The sequence below is a fragment of the Cupriavidus sp. 05N39 genome (genome assembly GCF_056397325.1).
On sequence record NZ_JBFTNE010000145.1, the window covers coordinates 1 to 14,743 of the forward strand.

At 65.8% G+C, this 14,743-nt stretch carries 14 protein-coding genes; 8 read left to right on the plus strand and 6 right to left on the minus strand.

The window, feature by feature from the left end:
• Nucleotides 1–171: acyl-CoA dehydrogenase C-terminal domain-containing protein (locus AC1DN0_RS37455; protein ID WP_477144014.1), on the plus strand; the 171-nt coding region annotated here is incomplete at its 5' end.
• A gap of 53 nt (nt 172–224) precedes the next feature.
• Here AC1DN0_RS37455 and uraD read toward each other — a convergent pair.
• Both uraD and AC1DN0_RS37465 read right to left on the minus strand, forming a co-directional pair.
• Nucleotides 225–770: a 2-oxo-4-hydroxy-4-carboxy-5-ureidoimidazoline decarboxylase gene (uraD, locus tag AC1DN0_RS37460; protein ID WP_441636418.1), complete on the minus strand. Its 546-nt coding sequence runs from the start codon at nt 768–770 to the stop codon at nt 225–227.
• 125 nt (nt 771–895) lie between these two features.
• Complete coding sequence (locus AC1DN0_RS37465; protein ID WP_441636420.1) at nt 896–1,846, minus strand: LysR family transcriptional regulator; 951 nt, start codon at nt 1,844–1,846, stop codon at nt 896–898.
• Between the two features lie 350 nt (nt 1,847–2,196).
• On the opposite strand from AC1DN0_RS37465, the gene AC1DN0_RS37470 reads away from it, so the two are divergent.
• The 4 genes from AC1DN0_RS37470 to AC1DN0_RS37485 all read left to right on the plus strand — a co-directional run bounded on the left by AC1DN0_RS37470 (nt 2,197) and on the right by AC1DN0_RS37485 (nt 5,005).
• A complete protein-coding gene (locus tag AC1DN0_RS37470) occupies nt 2,197–3,555 on the plus strand; it encodes an MFS transporter (RefSeq protein ID WP_441636422.1) in 1,359 nt (452 codons plus the stop codon).
• Between the two features lies 1 nt (nt 3,556).
• Nucleotides 3,557–4,105, plus strand: a complete 549-nt coding sequence (gene uraH / locus AC1DN0_RS37475) for a hydroxyisourate hydrolase (protein WP_441636424.1) — start codon at nt 3,557–3,559, stop codon at nt 4,103–4,105.
• A 64-nt stretch (nt 4,106–4,169) separates the two neighbouring features.
• Nucleotides 4,170–4,505, plus strand: a complete 336-nt coding sequence (gene uraH / locus AC1DN0_RS37480; protein WP_441636426.1) for a hydroxyisourate hydrolase — start codon at nt 4,170–4,172, stop codon at nt 4,503–4,505.
• A gap of 32 nt (nt 4,506–4,537) precedes the next feature.
• Nucleotides 4,538–5,005, plus strand: a complete 468-nt coding sequence (locus tag AC1DN0_RS37485; protein ID WP_441636428.1) for a nucleoside deaminase — start codon at nt 4,538–4,540, stop codon at nt 5,003–5,005.
• Between the two features lie 126 nt (nt 5,006–5,131).
• Here the strand turns inward: AC1DN0_RS37485 and boxA are convergent, their stop codons facing one another.
• The 4 genes from boxA to AC1DN0_RS37505 form a co-directional block, all read right to left on the minus strand.
• A complete protein-coding gene (boxA, locus tag AC1DN0_RS37490; RefSeq protein WP_477146449.1) occupies nt 5,132–6,412 on the minus strand; it encodes a benzoyl-CoA 2,3-epoxidase subunit BoxA in 1,281 nt (426 codons plus the stop codon).
• Nucleotides 6,413–6,548: 136 nt separating this feature from the next.
• Entirely contained in the window at nt 6,549–7,976 is a 1,428-nt protein-coding gene (gene boxB / locus AC1DN0_RS37495) for a benzoyl-CoA 2,3-epoxidase subunit BoxB (RefSeq protein WP_441636442.1), read from the minus strand.
• A 107-nt stretch (nt 7,977–8,083) separates the two neighbouring features.
• Complete coding sequence (gene boxC, locus AC1DN0_RS37500) at nt 8,084–9,742, minus strand: 2,3-epoxybenzoyl-CoA dihydrolase (RefSeq protein ID WP_441636432.1); 1,659 nt, start codon at nt 9,740–9,742, stop codon at nt 8,084–8,086.
• A 116-nt stretch (nt 9,743–9,858) separates the two neighbouring features.
• The gene (locus tag AC1DN0_RS37505; RefSeq protein WP_441636434.1) at nt 9,859–10,842 is read right to left on the minus strand and encodes a helix-turn-helix transcriptional regulator; all 984 of its coding nucleotides are present in this window, start codon (nt 10,840–10,842) and stop codon (nt 9,859–9,861) included.
• An 89-nt stretch (nt 10,843–10,931) separates the two neighbouring features.
• Here AC1DN0_RS37505 and AC1DN0_RS37510 point away from each other — a divergent pair, with 89 nt between their 5' ends.
• Genes AC1DN0_RS37510 through AC1DN0_RS37520 form a run of 3 tightly spaced genes read left to right on the plus strand, consistent with a single transcriptional unit; the run spans nt 10,932 to nt 14,572 of the window.
• Nucleotides 10,932–11,396: a DUF4863 family protein gene (locus AC1DN0_RS37510; RefSeq protein WP_441636436.1), complete on the plus strand. Its 465-nt coding sequence runs from the start codon at nt 10,932–10,934 to the stop codon at nt 11,394–11,396.
• A 10-nt stretch (nt 11,397–11,406) separates the two neighbouring features.
• Nucleotides 11,407–12,951, plus strand: coding sequence for a 3,4-dehydroadipyl-CoA semialdehyde dehydrogenase (locus tag AC1DN0_RS37515; protein ID WP_477146450.1), 1,545 nt, complete (start codon nt 11,407–11,409; stop codon nt 12,949–12,951).
• A 49-nt stretch (nt 12,952–13,000) separates the two neighbouring features.
• Entirely contained in the window at nt 13,001–14,572 is a 1,572-nt protein-coding gene (locus AC1DN0_RS37520) for a benzoate-CoA ligase family protein (RefSeq protein WP_441636440.1), read from the plus strand.
• Nucleotides 14,573–14,743 lie beyond the last annotated feature (171 nt).

Sequence of the window (14,743 nt, forward strand, 5' to 3'; positions counted from 1 at the left end):
GCGATGCTGGCCGCGGATGCGAAGCGTGGCGAGGATCCTTCCTTCAGCGATGCCAAGATCGCGACCGCGCATTTCTTCGCGGAGCACATCCTGTCGCAGGCGTCGGCCTTGCGCGATGCCGTCGTGGCAGGCGCGGTGCCGGTCAATGCGTTGAGCGAAGCGCAGTTCTGAGATCGCCCGGTAGCAGGCAAATAAGAAAGGCGGCCCGGCGGGGCCGCCTTTTCTCATTTTCCCTGCACAGGGTGACCCGCCGCAAACCCGATGCAGCGCTGCAGCCTCCCGCGGGTAATGGCCTGCACATGGTCCAGGGCTTCCTCCAGCTCGCGCGCGGTGCTGCGGCCGGTGCGCTTCTCCAGTTCGAAGAAGATTCCGTCCCGCGTGTAATGCCGCACGCAGATGATGAAGGGAAAGCCATGCCGCACCTGATAAGCCTGGTTCATCGACTGCAGTTGTGCTTCCTCGCTTTCCGCCAGCCCATCCAGCCCCGCGCTCTTTTGCTCGGCGCTCGACGCCTCGGTCAGCGCGCCGGCGCGGATGGCACGCGCCGAGAGCGGCGGATGGCGGCACAGGAAAGCGGTCTGGGCCGCCTCGTCGCGGCGGCGGATCGCGGCCATCATCGCGTCGTGCAGCGCGGCAACCGTGGGGAAGGGGCGCGCCTCCCAGGCCGCTTCGGCCACTTCGGGAGAATGTTCGAACACGTCGCCCAGGGCACGCGTGAACGTGGCTTTGTCCATGGCATTGATGGCGTGGAGGTCGTGGTTCGCTTGCATGGGATGTCGTCGTCCGGTTTCGGGGGTGAGATGAATCGATGCGCCGAGTATAGGGACGAAGGCGGTCCGGGCAGGAGGGGCTGGCTCCTATAACACGTATAGCAATTCCGGATGGGGCCGCGCCGCTAGGCCTGCCTGGGCATGTCGCGCAGGCGCCGGAGTTCCTCGGAGGCATCGGTCAGCAAGCCACGCAGCCACACGTGCGAGGCAGAGCGATGGCGCGACGGGTGCCACAACTGGTAGAACCGCATGAACGGGAACGAGATCGGGGAGCCGACGATGGCGAGCGGCAGGCTCGCCGCGTAGTAGTTGGCGAAATGCCGCGCGGTGGTCAGGATCAGGTCCGTGCCCGGGATCAGGTTGGGCGCCAGGCTGAAATACGGGCAACTGACCTTGCGGTCGCGGTGCAGCCGCAGCGTGCCCAGGCCGGTCTCCACCACGCCGCGCTGGCCGCGCGAATATGGCATCGGCACGATGTGCGGCGCCTGCAGATAGGCTTCGGCCGTCATCTTGCCCGCTTTCGCCAGCGGATTGTCGTCGGCGAGCACGCAGACGACTTCGTCTTCGAGCAGCACCGACAGATGCAGGTGCTCGGGCGGGCTGGGCCAGTTGCCGATCACGATATCCACGGTACCTTCCGCCAGGGCCTGTTCATAGTCATATTGCGGCCCGAGCGCCTGCGTCACCAGCCTGGCCCGCGGCGCCGATGCCCTGAACGCCTTCACCACGTGCGCGAAGAAGGTCGGAGCCAGGTAGTCCGGCATCGCCACCGTGAAGTTCTGTTCCGTGGTGGCGGGATCGAAGGCTTCCTCGTCGACCAGCAGCTTGTCCAGCGCGACCAGCGCGGCCTGGGCGCTGCGGGCCAGTTGCACCGCGCGCTCGGTCGGCACCATCACGTTCTTTTCCCGGTTCAGCAGCGGGTCGCCGAAGATTTCGCGCAGCCGTTTGAGCGCCGCGCTGATGGCGGGCTGGGACTGGTTGAGGCGGATCGCCGTGCGCGATACGCTTTGTTCCGCGATCAGCGTGCACAACACACGCAGCAGATAGGTGTCGAACGGGTCGTCTGCTCGGATCACTCCAACACTCCTTGTTCGGGACATGCCCGGCGGCCCGGATCGCCCGACAACTGGCGCCGCACACGATTGTCCGCCGACAAAACCGGGCTGACGCGGCGCGCTTCGCCGCTCCCTCCTTCTACCATCGATGCGCCGCCAGGCGCGATTCGGTCGAACCCGGACACTTGCCTGCGCCTCAGGCGTCTCATACGCCCCGGTTACCGACACGGATGCGACACCGGTCCGCCACGGATATCAACTCTGATATGCGCTCTATAGCAGGCCCCCGGTTAACTTTGCGCGGCGCGCTCATGTACTCTGCCTCAAAGCAAATGCAGCCCGCATGTACGGGACTCAACCAAGGAGACACCATGTCTGCAACAGAGCAGATCGCCCCTCTTTACACCGCCAGCGCGGCCGGCACGGAGGACAGCGTCTATCGCAAGGTTTCATGGCGGCTGCTGCCGTTTCTCGGCGTGCTGTGGATTCTCGCCTGGCTCGATCGCGTCAACATCGGCTTCGCCAAGCTGCAGATGCTGGATGCCCTGCGCTTCAGCGAGGCGGTCTACGGCTTGGGCGCGGGGATTTTCTTCCTGGGCTACTTCCTGTTCGAAGTGCCGTCGAACATGCTGCTGCAAAAGATCGGCGCGAAGAAGACCGTGATGCGCATCACCATCGGCTGGGGCGTGATCTGCATGCTGCAGTCGCTGGTCACCACGCCCACGCAGTTCTATGTGCTGCGCTTCCTGCTCGGCGCCTTCGAGGCAGGCTTCTATCCGGGCGTGATCCTCTATCTCACTTACTGGTATCCGAGTGAGCGCCGCGCGCGGGCATTCGGCACCTTCATGTCGGCATCGGCGATCGCCGGCGTGCTGGGCGGCCCGATCGCGGGCTGGATCATGACGTCGATGGCCGGGGTCAACGGCATGCATGGATGGCAATGGCTGTTCGTGCTCGAAGGCATTCCCTCGGTGCTGGCCGGCGTGGTGGCCTTTTTCTACATGACTGACAGGCCGGAGCAGGCCGGCTGGCTCAACACGGAAGAAAAGCGCGTGATCCGCGAAGGGCTGGAGCGCGACAACCTGGCGCTGGGCGAGCGCGGCACCGACTGGCGCACGCTGTTCCGCAATCCCAAGGTCTGGCTGCTGATCGCCATCTTCTTCTGCCTGCTGTGCGCGAACTCGACCCTGACGTTCTGGATTCCCACCATCATCAAGGACGTGGGCTTTACGACACCGGTCGCCATCGGCTGGATCGCCGCGCTGGCCTACCTGTGCGGCGCCGTTGGCATGATCGCCAACGGCGCGCATTCGGACCGCAGGAAGGAGGTGCGGTGGCACTTCAGCGCACCCGCCATCTGCGGCGCCCTGGCCATGGGCACGCTGGCGCTGTTGATGGACTTTGGCAGCCTTTCGCCGGTCTTTGCGCTGCTGGCCATGACCATCGCGCTGGCCGGGACCATGAGCGCCATCCCCGTGTTCTGGCAACTGCCCAACCGCTTCCTGGCCGGTGGCGCGGCGGCGGTGGGCGTGGCGCTGATCAACTCGGTGTCCAATCTCGCGGGCTTCGGCGCGCCCTACCTGATGGGCCTGGTGAAGAACGCCACGGGACGCATTGCACCGGGGCTTTACCTGGTGGCCGCCATCGAACTGCTGGCAGCCATCCTTGTGCTCATCGGGATCGCAGCCACCGTCAACACCATGAAGTCCAGGAAGACCCAGGAGGCCTGAGATGAAAGACCATCGCATCGATTCCAACGCGCTTGCCGAACACGTCGATCAGCCCCGCAGGCAGTTCGCCATCGGCAGCGCCTTGTTCGGCAGCGGCATGCTGCTGGCTGCAAGCGGCCTGGCGGCAACGCCGCAGGCACCCGCGGGCACGCCGGCCCCGGCGCAGGACGCAGGCCCGATCGTGCTGCATGGCGTGAGCCCGCGGCTGACCATCCATACGCTCGACACTTACCATGGCGTGCCCGCCACCGGCTTGCGCGTGGACTTCTCCGTGCTGAAGGACGGCAAGCCCACGCTGCTGCGCTCGCTGACGATCAACGCAAACGGCCGCGTGGACGAGCCCCTGCTGATCGACGACAGCTACCGCGCCGGCAGCTACGAACTCCTGCTGCACGTGGACGACTACTTTGCAATGCGCCAGGCGAAGCTGCCGCGGCCGGGTTTCCTGTCCAAGGTACCGATCCGCTTCCAGGTCGCGGATACGCGCGAGCGCATCCACCTGCCGGTGCAGTTCGGGCCGTGGAGCTATACCTACTACCGCGGCAGCTGAAGACAACGGCCCGGGACAACGGCACGAACACTCTCACTGACTCTCTCAACTACGGAGCAAGCAGATGGCAGGCATCAGCACACACGTACTCGATCTCGCCAGCGGCCGGCCCATCGCGGGCATGCAGATCGACCTCTTCGACCTGGGCACGTCGCCGCCCACGCTGCTCAACAGCACGCGCAGCAACGCCGACGGGCGCACGGACGCGCCCATGCTGCCGGCGCCGCAGGCGCGCGCCGGCGAGTTTGAGCTGCGCTTCCAGGTCGGCGCGCATTTCAAGGCGGCCAGCGCCTTTGCCGACGTGATCCCGGTGCGGTTCTCGGTAGCCGACCCCAAGCAGCACTACCACGTGCCACTGCTGTGCTCGCCGTGGTGCTTTTCCACCTACCGCGGCAGTTGAAACAACCTGAAATCTTTCCCCGGAGTCCACGCATGACACAAGCAGAACAACACCTCATCGAATCGATCCGCCTGGCCATGGGCAATGTCCGGGAGCGCAACACCTGGCCCTTCGGCGCGGTGGTGGTCAGGAACGGCGAGGTCATTGCAAAGGCGGTCAACGAAGTGGATGCCACCTGCGACCCGACCGCCCACGCCGAGATGCAGGCCGTGCGCGCGGCCGGAGCCGCGCTGGGCAAGCCGGATCTCACCGGCTGCACGGTGTACGCCAGCGGCTATCCCTGCCCGATGTGCCTGACCGCGATGTACCTGGCGGGCGTCGGCAAGGTCTACTACGCCTACTCCAATGAAGCCGGCGCGCCGTACGACCTGTCGGCCGAGCGCGGCTACATTGAACTGGCAAAGCCGGTGGCGGAGCGGGAAATGGCGCTGGAGTGCATCCCCGTTCGCGATGAAGGCGAGGACCTGTATGAGGCCTGGCACAAGCGCCAGGCCGTCTGACCCGCGGGCAGGAACCGGGGTGCATCAGGAGAACCGCGTGATTGCGTCGCTTAGTTATGGGTTTTGAGCAACAGGCATGGTCCGGGTGTGGCGCGTCGTTCCCGGCGGGCGCCCACCCTTAATAGATCAATACGTCTCCAGATGCAACCGCCCATCCTTCTTCAACGCGGCGCCGACGGTGTCCCACGACAACCCCGCCTGTTCCGCCACATCCTTCAACGCCAGCACAACCCCCTCCTCCATGCTCTTCAGCCCGCAAACATAAAAGCAGGTGTTCGGATCAGCAAGCAAGGGCCCCAGGTCGGCGGCGCGTTCGCGCATCACGTCCTGCACATAGCGCTTGGGTTGACCCGGTGTACGCGAGAAGGCGAAGTTGGTGTCGATGAAGTCCTTGGGCAGGCTCTGCAGCGGTCCGAAGTACGGCAACTCCTCCTGCGTGCGCGCACCGAAAAACAACATCAGCTTGCCCCCCTCGAACTTCCCGGACTTGCGCAACCGCCTGCGCCATTCGGTCATGGCCCGCATAGGCGCGCTGCCGGTACCCGTGCAAATCATCACGATATTCGAGCGCGGATGATTCGGCATCAGGAAGCTCGCGCCAAACGGCCCGATCACCTCCACCTTGTCCCCCACMTTCAGATCGCACATATAGTTTGACGCCACCCCGCGCACCGGATTGCCCTGGTGGTCCTCCAGCACCCGCTTGATGGTCAGCGAGATATTGTTATATCCCGGGCGCTCGCCATTGCGCGGACTGGCAAGCGAATACTGCCGCGCATGGTGCGGCCGGCCGCTGGCATCCACACCAGGCGGCACGATGCCGATCGACTGGCCTTCCAGCACCGGGAAAGGCGAAGTGCCGAAGTCCAGCACAATGTGGTGCGTATCGTACTCGCGGCCGACTTCGGTCACGCGTGCATTGCCGGTGACGGTAGCGGTGATCGAGCGGGACGCGGCCTTGGCGCCGTAGAGATTGGTATAGGCGTGCGCGGCCGACCACGGCGGCACGGTGGCGCCAGACTGCGCGCTGTTGAATACGTCGTCGCCGGTGACGGCGGCAGGCAGCGTCACCGCCGCGGATTCAAGGACCGGCTCGGCATCCGCCGCCACGCCTTCGGCAGCCAGTTGCTCGGCTGACATCTCGTCAGGCAGCGTCTCCCAGCCAAGTTGCTCCGTGATGCTGTAGGCCTTGACGCGCGGCATGGTGCGCCAGTTGTCGATCGATCCGGTCGGGCACGGCGAGATGCAGGCCATGCAGGAGTTGCACTTGTCGGCATCGACCACGTAGTTGCGGGAATCGTGGGTGATGGCCGAGACCGGGCAGGTAGCCTCGCAGGTATTGCAGCGAATGCAGATCTCGGGGTCGATCAGGTGCTGCCTGATGACCTGGATGTCGGACATGTCCATGGCAATCTCCGGGGGTGAAGCGGCCCCTGTGGCCGGGGCCTTCGGGCGTGGGGTCCAGCAGTCCCCCGCCCTTGTCGCTTGTCGCTTGTCGCTTGTCGCTTGTCGCTTGTCGCTTGTCTCTTTTCTCTTGTGCCGCTCAGTTGAAGCGCACGTACTCGAAATCCACCGGCTGGCGGTTGATGCCCATCACCGGCGGCGCGATCCAGCCGGCGAACTTGCCCGGCTCGACCACGCGGCCCATCAGGCTGGCCACGAAGGCGCGGTCGGTCTCGCTCGGCAGCCATTGGTCGACGTTCGCCTTCCATTCGGCGTCCGAGATCACCCGGCCTTCCGGCGCGATCTTCACGCCGGAAAGCGCGCCGATATTGCGGTGGAACGCCTTGTGCGGCACCTTCAGGCGGAACGGGATGCCGGCCTTGTCGATGACCCGGTTCCAGCGCTCCACACCGGCAACGCTATCCTTGATGTAGTCGTCGCGCAATACCTCGTTGAGCGCGTTGAGCATCGGCACTTCCTTCTCGACAAGCTGGCCGCCCACCGCCTGCAGGACCTTGTAGGTCTGGCCCTTGAGCACGTGATCGTCGGTGCGCTTGCCTTCCTCGTAGCGGCCCTTGAGGCCGGTGCTGTAGAAGGTGGCGGCGTTGCTTGACTCATCCGCGCCGAACAGGTCGATGGTCACGCTGTAGTGGAAGTTCAGGTAGCGCTGGATGGTGGGCAGGTCGATCACGCCGGCGGCGCGCAGCCTGGCGGGATCGTCGGTCTTCAGTTCGTTCATCACCTGGCAAGTGCGCTGGATCACGCGCGAGATGCCGCTCTCGCCGACGAACATGTGATGCGCTTCCTCGGTCAGCATGAACTTGGTGGTGCGGGCGAGCGGATCGAAAGCGCTTTCGGCCAGTGCGCACAACTGGAACTTGCCGTCGCGGTCGGTGAAGTAGGTGAACATGAAGAACGACAGCCAGTCCGGGGTCTCTTCATTGAACGCCTGCAGGATGCGCGGATTGTCCTGCTGGCCGCTGCGGCGCTCCAGCAGCGCTTCGCCCTCTTCGCGGCCGTCGCGGCCGAAGTATTTGTGCAGCAGGTAGACCATCGCCCACAGGTGGCGGCCTTCCTCCACGTTGACCTGGAACAGGTTGCGCAGGTCGTACATGCTCGGCGCGGTCAGGCCGAGGTGGCGCTGCTGCTCCACCGACGCGGGTTCGGTATCGCCCTGGGTCACGATGATGCGGCGCAGGTTGGCGCGGTATTCACCGGGCACGTCCTGCCAGGCATCCTCGCCCTTGTGGTCGCCGAAATGGATCTTGCGGTCGGCTTCGGCCGGGTTCAGGAAAATGCCCCAGCGATAGTCCGGCATCTTCACATGGCCGAAGTGCGCCCAGCCCTGCGGATCGACGCTGATGGCGGTGCGCAGGTAGATGTCGAAGTTCTGCGAGCCATCCGGCCCCATGTCGTTCCACCAGCTCAGGTAATTGGGCTGCCATTGCTCGAGCGCGCGCTGCAGCGTGCGGTCTTCGCTGAGGTTGACGTTGTTGGGGATCTTGTCGCTGTAGTTGATGCTGGACATCATGGTCTCCGAAGCTGGCTGTGCATGTGGTGGCGCGTGTTCGATTTCAGGTGCGGCGCCCCACCCGGACATGCGCCGCACGACGATGCTTTAACTAAAGAACAACGTCAGACGCGATTCCAGTCGAACGCGGCCTTGTCGCCCTTGCCGTAGACCTTGAGCGCGCCCTTCTCGCCGACGGCGTTGGGACGCTGGAAGATCCAGTTCTGCCAGGCGGTAAGCCGCCCGAAGATGCGGGTGAACATGTTCTCCTGGCCGTTGAAGCGCAGGTTGGCTTCCATGCCAGTCAGCGCATCGGGGGACATGGACGCGCGCTCTTCCAGCGCAATGCGCACTTCGTCGGTCCAGTCGATATCGTCCGGGTTGGCGGTGACGAGGCCGACCGCGAACGCAGCGTCGGCGTCGAGCGGCTGGCCGGCCCTGGCGCGCACCGCATCCAGCGCCGGTTGTTCGTCGTAGAAGCGGCGGCCCAGGCGGCTCTGACCGGTCACCATCGGGTACAAGCCGAAATTGGTCTCGGCCACGGTGATCTTCGGGGCGCGCGCTTCGTCGTCCGGCAGCGCCAGGTGGTAGCTGCGGTCGCAAGCCAGCGCCAGTTCGAGGAACGTGCCGGCAAAGCAGGAGCCCGGCTCGATCAGCGCGAACAGGCTGCGCGATGACACATCCAGCCGCGAGAAGGTACGGCGCAGCAGGCCGATGGTTTCGCGCACCAGCCAGTGATCCTTGTTGGCAAGCAGCGTGGCGTCCATGGCCAGCACGTTGGCGGCATCGCCTTCGGTCTTGATCAGCCAGGTGCCGATGTCGAGCTCGTTGGTGCGCATCGACAGGATGGCGTCTTCCAGTTCGCGCGCCAGTTGCAGCGGATACCAGGCGGCGCCGGCTTCGGCGATGGCGCTGACGCTTTGCGGTTGCGGGCCCGACGGCGCCTTGACGGTGAAGCTGGCCTTGCGTCCGGCGCGGTCGATCTCCACGGTGACGTGCGTGTAGCGCAAGGCATCGTCTTCCAGCGTGCGCGCAACCGGCGTCAGCGCCACGCCGCTCGCACCGGCCGGACGGTCGCTCTGCGCGGCCAGGGCCAGCGCGCGTTCCTGCACTTTCTGCGCGAACACGGCGGGCTTGGCGATGTCGTCCACCAGGCGCCAGTCCTTGGCGCGTTGGCCGCGCACGCCTTCGGTGGTGGTGCAGAAGATATCGGCGAGGTCGTGGCGCACGTGGCGCTTGTCAGTCACGCGGGTCAGGCCGCCGGTGCCGGGCAGCACGCCCAGCAGCGGCACTTCGGGCAGGCTCACGGCGGAGGAGCGGTCATCGACGAGGATGATCTCGTCGCAGGCCAGCGCCAGTTCATAGCCGCCGCCCGCGCAGGCGCCGTTGACCGCGGCGAGGAACTTCAGGCCGCTGTGCTTCGACGAATCCTCCAGCCCGTTGCGCGTTTCGTTGGTGAACTTGCAGAAGTTCACCTTCCAGGCATGGCTGCTGACGCCCAGCATGAAGATGTTGGCGCCGGAGCAGAACACCTTGTCCTTGCCGCTGGTGAGCACCACGGTACGCACCTCGGGATGCTCGAAGCGGATGCGGTTGACCGCATCGTTCAGTTCGATGTCGACGCCGAGATCGTAGCTGTTGAGCTTGAGCTTGTAGCCGGGGCGCAGGCCAGCGTTCTCGTCAATGTCCACCGCCAGCGTCGCAACGGGACCGTCGAACGTCAGCTTGAGGTGCTTGTATTGGGACGGGTCGGTCTGGTAGTCGACGCGGGGGGCGGTAGTCATGAGTGTCTCCTCAGCGATGAAGCACAATAGTGCATGGGTCGTGATTCAGTGAAAGAACTATAGTTCATGTGCTGAAAAACAGTCAAGCAATATTGTGCATCTTTCGGAGGAGAGGCTCAGACGGGCAGTTGCAAGGCGTAACGCACGCGCTCCCGGAGCGCGAGGAAGGTGGATTCGAGCGGTTCCGCGCTGGTGTCGACCGTGAAATCCGCCTTGGAATAGAAGGCAGCGCGGCCAGCCAGGATGTGCCGCAGGTCTTCCATCGCCTCCTTGCTGGCCGCCATCGGGCGGAAGTCCCCCTGGGCGCGCACGCGGTTCATGTGATCTTCCGGGCTGGCCTGCAGCCACACCGTGGTGCAGTGGGCCAGCAGCAGGTTGAAGGTCGCCGGGTCCGACACCAGCCCGCCCGGCGTGGCGATCACTGCCTCCGGATAGATCTGGATGGCTTCCTCCAGGGCGCGCCGCTCGTAGCGGCGGTAGGCGTTCATGCCATAGAGGCCCTGGATTTCCGAGATGCTGCAGCCGGCAAACTTCTCAATTTCGCGGCTCAGCTCGACAAAGGGGAAGCCAAGATCCTCGGCCAGCATGCCGCCAAGCGTGGATTTGCCGGCGCCGCGCAGCCCGATCAGCGCCACGCGCGGGCTGCGCGCGGCATTGCCGCCGCCGGTGCCCAGCATCTCGCCCACGGCGATGCGCACGCGCCGCAGCGTGCCTTCGTCGCGGTGTTCGAGCAGTTCCCTGATCAGCAGCCATTCCGGCGAAGAGGTCGACACGTCGCCCAGCAACTCCGCCAGCGAGCAATGCAGCGCCGAGGCGATCTGCAGCAGTACCAGGATGGATGCGTTGCCGCTGCCGTACTCCAGGTTGGCGAGATGCCGCTCCGAGACGCCGGCCGCCAGCGCCGTGGCCTTGCGCGTCAAACCCCGCCGCGCGCGCAGCTCGCGCACGCGCTCGCCCAGCGCGACGAGAAAGGCATTTTTCTCATGGGAGCCGGCTTCGGTGCTGGCGCCGTTGCCGTGCGCGGCATCGGCATCCCTGTCGTCTTTGGCATCGCGGGCATCCCGCGTTAACCCGGCTTCATGCAATATAGTGCTTGACATGGTTTGGTGACGGCTCTATGTTTCATTCATGCACAATAATGCATGAAACGCGGGTATGCAACCTGGCTAAGTCTAACGGAGCGTCTTTCATGTCCCCCACCGAATTCCGCGAGCAGATCGCGCGGCTCACGGCCCGCATTGCCGGCCGCCCTCTCGATGCCTCCCTGGATGCCTGGCTCAATGCCGAACACGGCGTCGGCAGCCCTACCTATAGCGCACTGAAGAACGCCTGCGAGACCGGCGTGGCCGAGGGCTGGCTGTGCGACCGCGAGGGCGGCGGCATCCGCTATGGCCGCATCTTCAAGCCGGCCGCCGACCTGCATGGCTTTTCGGTCGACGTGGTCGATATGCAGGACATCGCCGGCCCGCATCACACCCATCCCAATGGCGAGATCGACCTGATCGTGCCGGTCGATGCCGGCGCCGAGTTCGACGGCCGCCCCGCCGGCTGGCTGGTCTGCCCGCCGGGCAGCGCGCACCGGCCCACCGTCACCCGTGGGCGCGCGCTCGTCCTTTACCTGCTGCCCGAAGGCCGCATCGACTTCACCCGCTGAGAACCGCCCCATGACCGAATTGCTTTCCAACTATCTTGGCGGCCGCTGGCAGGCCGGCTCCGGCAACGGTACGACGCTGTCCGACCCCGTCCTCGGCGATGCCCTGGTGCGCGTCGATGCCACCGGGCTCGACCTCGCGGCGGGCTTTGCCTTTGCGCGGGAGCAAGGCGGTGCCGCATTGCGCGCCATGACCTATCGCGAGCGCGCCGCCATGCTGGCCGCCGCGCAGAAGATCCTGCAAGCCAACCGAGATGCGTATTACGAGATCGCCACCGCCAACAGCGGCACCGTGCACAACGATTCCGCGGTGGATATCGATGGCGGCATCTTTACCCTCGGCACCTATGCGAAGCTCGGCGAGTCGCTGGGCGACCGCCGCTACCTGATCGACGGCGATGCCGCGCGCCTCGGCAAGGATCCGCTCTTCCAGTCGCAACATGTGCTGGCACCCACGCGCGGCGTGGCGCTCTTCATCAATGCCTTCAATTTCCCGGGCTGGGGGTTGTGGGAGAAGGCCGCGCCGGCGCTGCTGTCGGGCGTGCCCGTGATCGTGAAGCCGGCGACGGCCACCGCGTGGCTGACCCAGCGCATGGTGAAAGATGTGGTCGAGGCGGGCGTGTTGCCGCCCGGCGCGCTCTCCGTGGTGTGCGGCAGCGCGGCCGGACTGCTCGACCAGTTGCAGCCATTCGACGTCGTCTCCTTCACCGGCTCGGCCGAGACTGCCGCGCTGATCCGCTCGCATGCCGCGGTGRCGCAACGCTCGGTACGCGTCAATATCGAGGCCGACAGCGTCAACTCGGCCCTGCTGCTGCCTGGCGAGGCCGCAGGCAGCGAAGCACTGGATCTGCTCGCCAAGGAAGCCGCGCGGGAAATGACCGTCAAGTCCGGGCAGAAATGCACGGCCATCCGCCGCATCTTCGTGCCCGAGGCCTTGTATGGCGCTGCCGCCGAAGCCATCGGGGCACGCCTGCGCAAGACCACGGTCGGGAATCCCCGCAACGAGTCGGTGCGCATGGGCGCCCTGGTCAGCCGGACGCAACTCGCGTCCGTGCGCGAAGGGCTCGGCTATCTGCAGGCGCAAACCGAAGTGCTGCACGACGGCGCCACGCATGCGCTGGTCGATGCCGACCCTGCCGTGGCCTGCTGCATCGGCCCCACGCTGCTGGGCGCGCGCGATGCGGACGCCGCCGGTCGCGTCCACGACACCGAGGTGTTTGGCCCCGTGGCCACGCTGCTGCCCTACCGCGACGGCGCCCATGCGCTGGCCCTGGTGCGCCGGGGCCAGGGATCGCTGGTGGCGTCGCTGTATGGCAGCGATCCCGCAGCGCTGGCCGCCATCGCCGTCGAACTTGCCGACAGCCACGGACGCGTCCACGTGATCTCCCCCGAGGTGGCCCAGTTGCACACCGGCCACGGCAACGTCATGCCGCAGTCGCTGCATGGCGGCCCCGGCCGCGCCGGCGGTGGCGAAGAGCTGGGCGGGTTGCGCGCGCTGAACTTCTATCACCGGCGCAGCGCCGTACAGGCCGGCACCCATGTGCTGGAACGCCTGTAGGCGCGCGCCGCCGGCGAAATCAATACACCACCGATACGGGGAGACACGCATGACAGCCGAACCACAGGTCCAGCCGCCCGGGACGCCGTTCAACTTCGCCCAGCACCTGATCGCGTGCAATGCGCAGCGGCCTGGCAAGGTTGCCTATATCGACGACCATGGCCACATGCGCTATGGCGAACTGGCCGACCGCATCCGCCGGCTCGCTGCCGCGCTGCAGGCTTGCGGCATCCACCGCGAAGAGCGCGTGCTGTTGCTGATGCACGATTGCAATGACTGGCCGGTGTGCTTCCTCGGCGCGATATACGCGGGCATCGTGCCGGTGGCGGTCAACACCCTGCTCACCGCCGATGACTACGCCTATATGCTGCAGCACAGCCGCGCGCAGGCGGTGCTGGTTTCGGGCGCGCTGCTGCCCGTGCTGCAGGAAGCCATCGCCCAGGGCGGCCATGAGATCGGGCGCGTGATCGTCTCCCGGCCCGCCGGGCCGCTTGCGCACGGCATGATCGCGCTCGATGCGCTGATCGATGGCCACGCGCCGCTACCGGCGCCGGCTGGTACCGGCCCCGACGATCCCGGCTTCTGGCTCTATTCGTCGGGCTCCACCGGGCGTCCCAAAGGCGTGCTGCACAGCCAGGGCAATCCGTACTGGACCGCCGAGCTTTACGCGAAGCCCATCCTCTCATTGTGCGAGAGCGATATCTGCTTCTCGGCGGCCAAGCTCTACTTCGCCTACGGGCTCGGCAACGGCCTCAGCTTCCCGCTCAGCGTGGGCGCTACCGTTGTGCTGATGGCCGAACGGCCGACGCCGGACGCCACCTTCAAGCGCTGGCTGGAAAACCAGCCGACCGTGTTCTTCGGCGCGCCCACCGGCTACGCGGGCATGCTCGCCGCGCCCGGGCTGCCGCAGCGGGAACAGGTCTCGCTGCGCCTGTGCTCATCCGCCGGCGAGGCCTTGCCGGCCGACATCGGCGAGCGTTTCACCGCGCGCTTCGGCTGCGAGATCATCGACGGCATCGGCTCGACGGAAATGCTGCATATCTTCCTGTCCAACCGTCCGGGACAGGTACGCTACGGCACCACCGGCTGGCCGGTACCCGGCTATGTGGTCGAACTGCGCGACGAAGACGGCCGGCCGGTGCCCGACGGCGACGTCGGCGACCTCTATATCCAGGGCCCGAGCGCGGCGCTGATGTACTGGGGCAACCGCGAGAAATCGCGCGAGACCTTCCGCGGCGGCTGGACCAAGAGCGGCGACAAATACGTACGCAACGCCGACGGCAGCTACAGCTACGCTGGCCGCAGCGACGACATGCTCAAAGTCAGCGGCATCTATGTATCCCCCTTCGAAGTGGAAGCCACGCTGATGGTGCACCCCTCGGTGCTCGAAGCCGCCGTGATCGGCGTCCCCGACGAAGCGGGCCTCACCAAGACCAAAGCCTTCGTGGTGCTCAAACCCGGCGCGCAGGTGAGCGAGACGGAGCTGAAAGCCTTCGTCAAGGAACGGCTGGCGCCATACAAATACCCTCGCATCATCGAGTTCATGGACGCGCTGCCGAAGACAGCCACGGGGAAGATACAGCGGTTCAGGCTGCGGGAGATGGAAAGCGCGCCAGCGTGAGAAACAAAGCGGGAGAGGGAGCCAACCGGCGCAAAGAATAAGAGCGATGCGAAGCGAGCCCCCCAAGCGATGCGAAGCGAGCCGTCAAGGTGTACCAGGCCGTATGGGGCGCCTCGTCGGCAGGCAAAAAGAGCGGAAAAGAGGGGGCCATGTCTGAGCATCGCCTTAAGG

Coding starts and splice junctions, on each gene's coding strand:
- uraD (WP_441636418.1), bottom strand. CDS start 770: ATGCAAGCGAACCACGACCTCCACGCCATCAATGCCATGGACAAAGCC.
- AC1DN0_RS37470 (WP_441636422.1), top strand. CDS start 2,197: ATGTCTGCAACAGAGCAGATCGCCCCTCTTTACACCGCCAGCGCGGCC.
- uraH (WP_441636424.1), top strand. CDS start 3,557: ATGAAAGACCATCGCATCGATTCCAACGCGCTTGCCGAACACGTCGAT.
- uraH (WP_441636426.1), top strand. CDS start 4,170: ATGGCAGGCATCAGCACACACGTACTCGATCTCGCCAGCGGCCGGCCC.
- AC1DN0_RS37485 (WP_441636428.1), top strand. CDS start 4,538: ATGACACAAGCAGAACAACACCTCATCGAATCGATCCGCCTGGCCATG.
- boxB (WP_441636442.1), bottom strand. CDS start 7,976: ATGTCCAGCATCAACTACAGCGACAAGATCCCCAACAACGTCAACCTC.
- boxC (WP_441636432.1), bottom strand. CDS start 9,742: ATGACTACCGCCCCCCGCGTCGACTACCAGACCGACCCGTCCCAATAC.
- AC1DN0_RS37505 (WP_441636434.1), bottom strand. CDS start 10,842: ATGTCAAGCACTATATTGCATGAAGCCGGGTTAACGCGGGATGCCCGC.
- AC1DN0_RS37510 (WP_441636436.1), top strand. CDS start 10,932: ATGTCCCCCACCGAATTCCGCGAGCAGATCGCGCGGCTCACGGCCCGC.
- AC1DN0_RS37520 (WP_441636440.1), top strand. CDS start 13,001: ATGACAGCCGAACCACAGGTCCAGCCGCCCGGGACGCCGTTCAACTTC.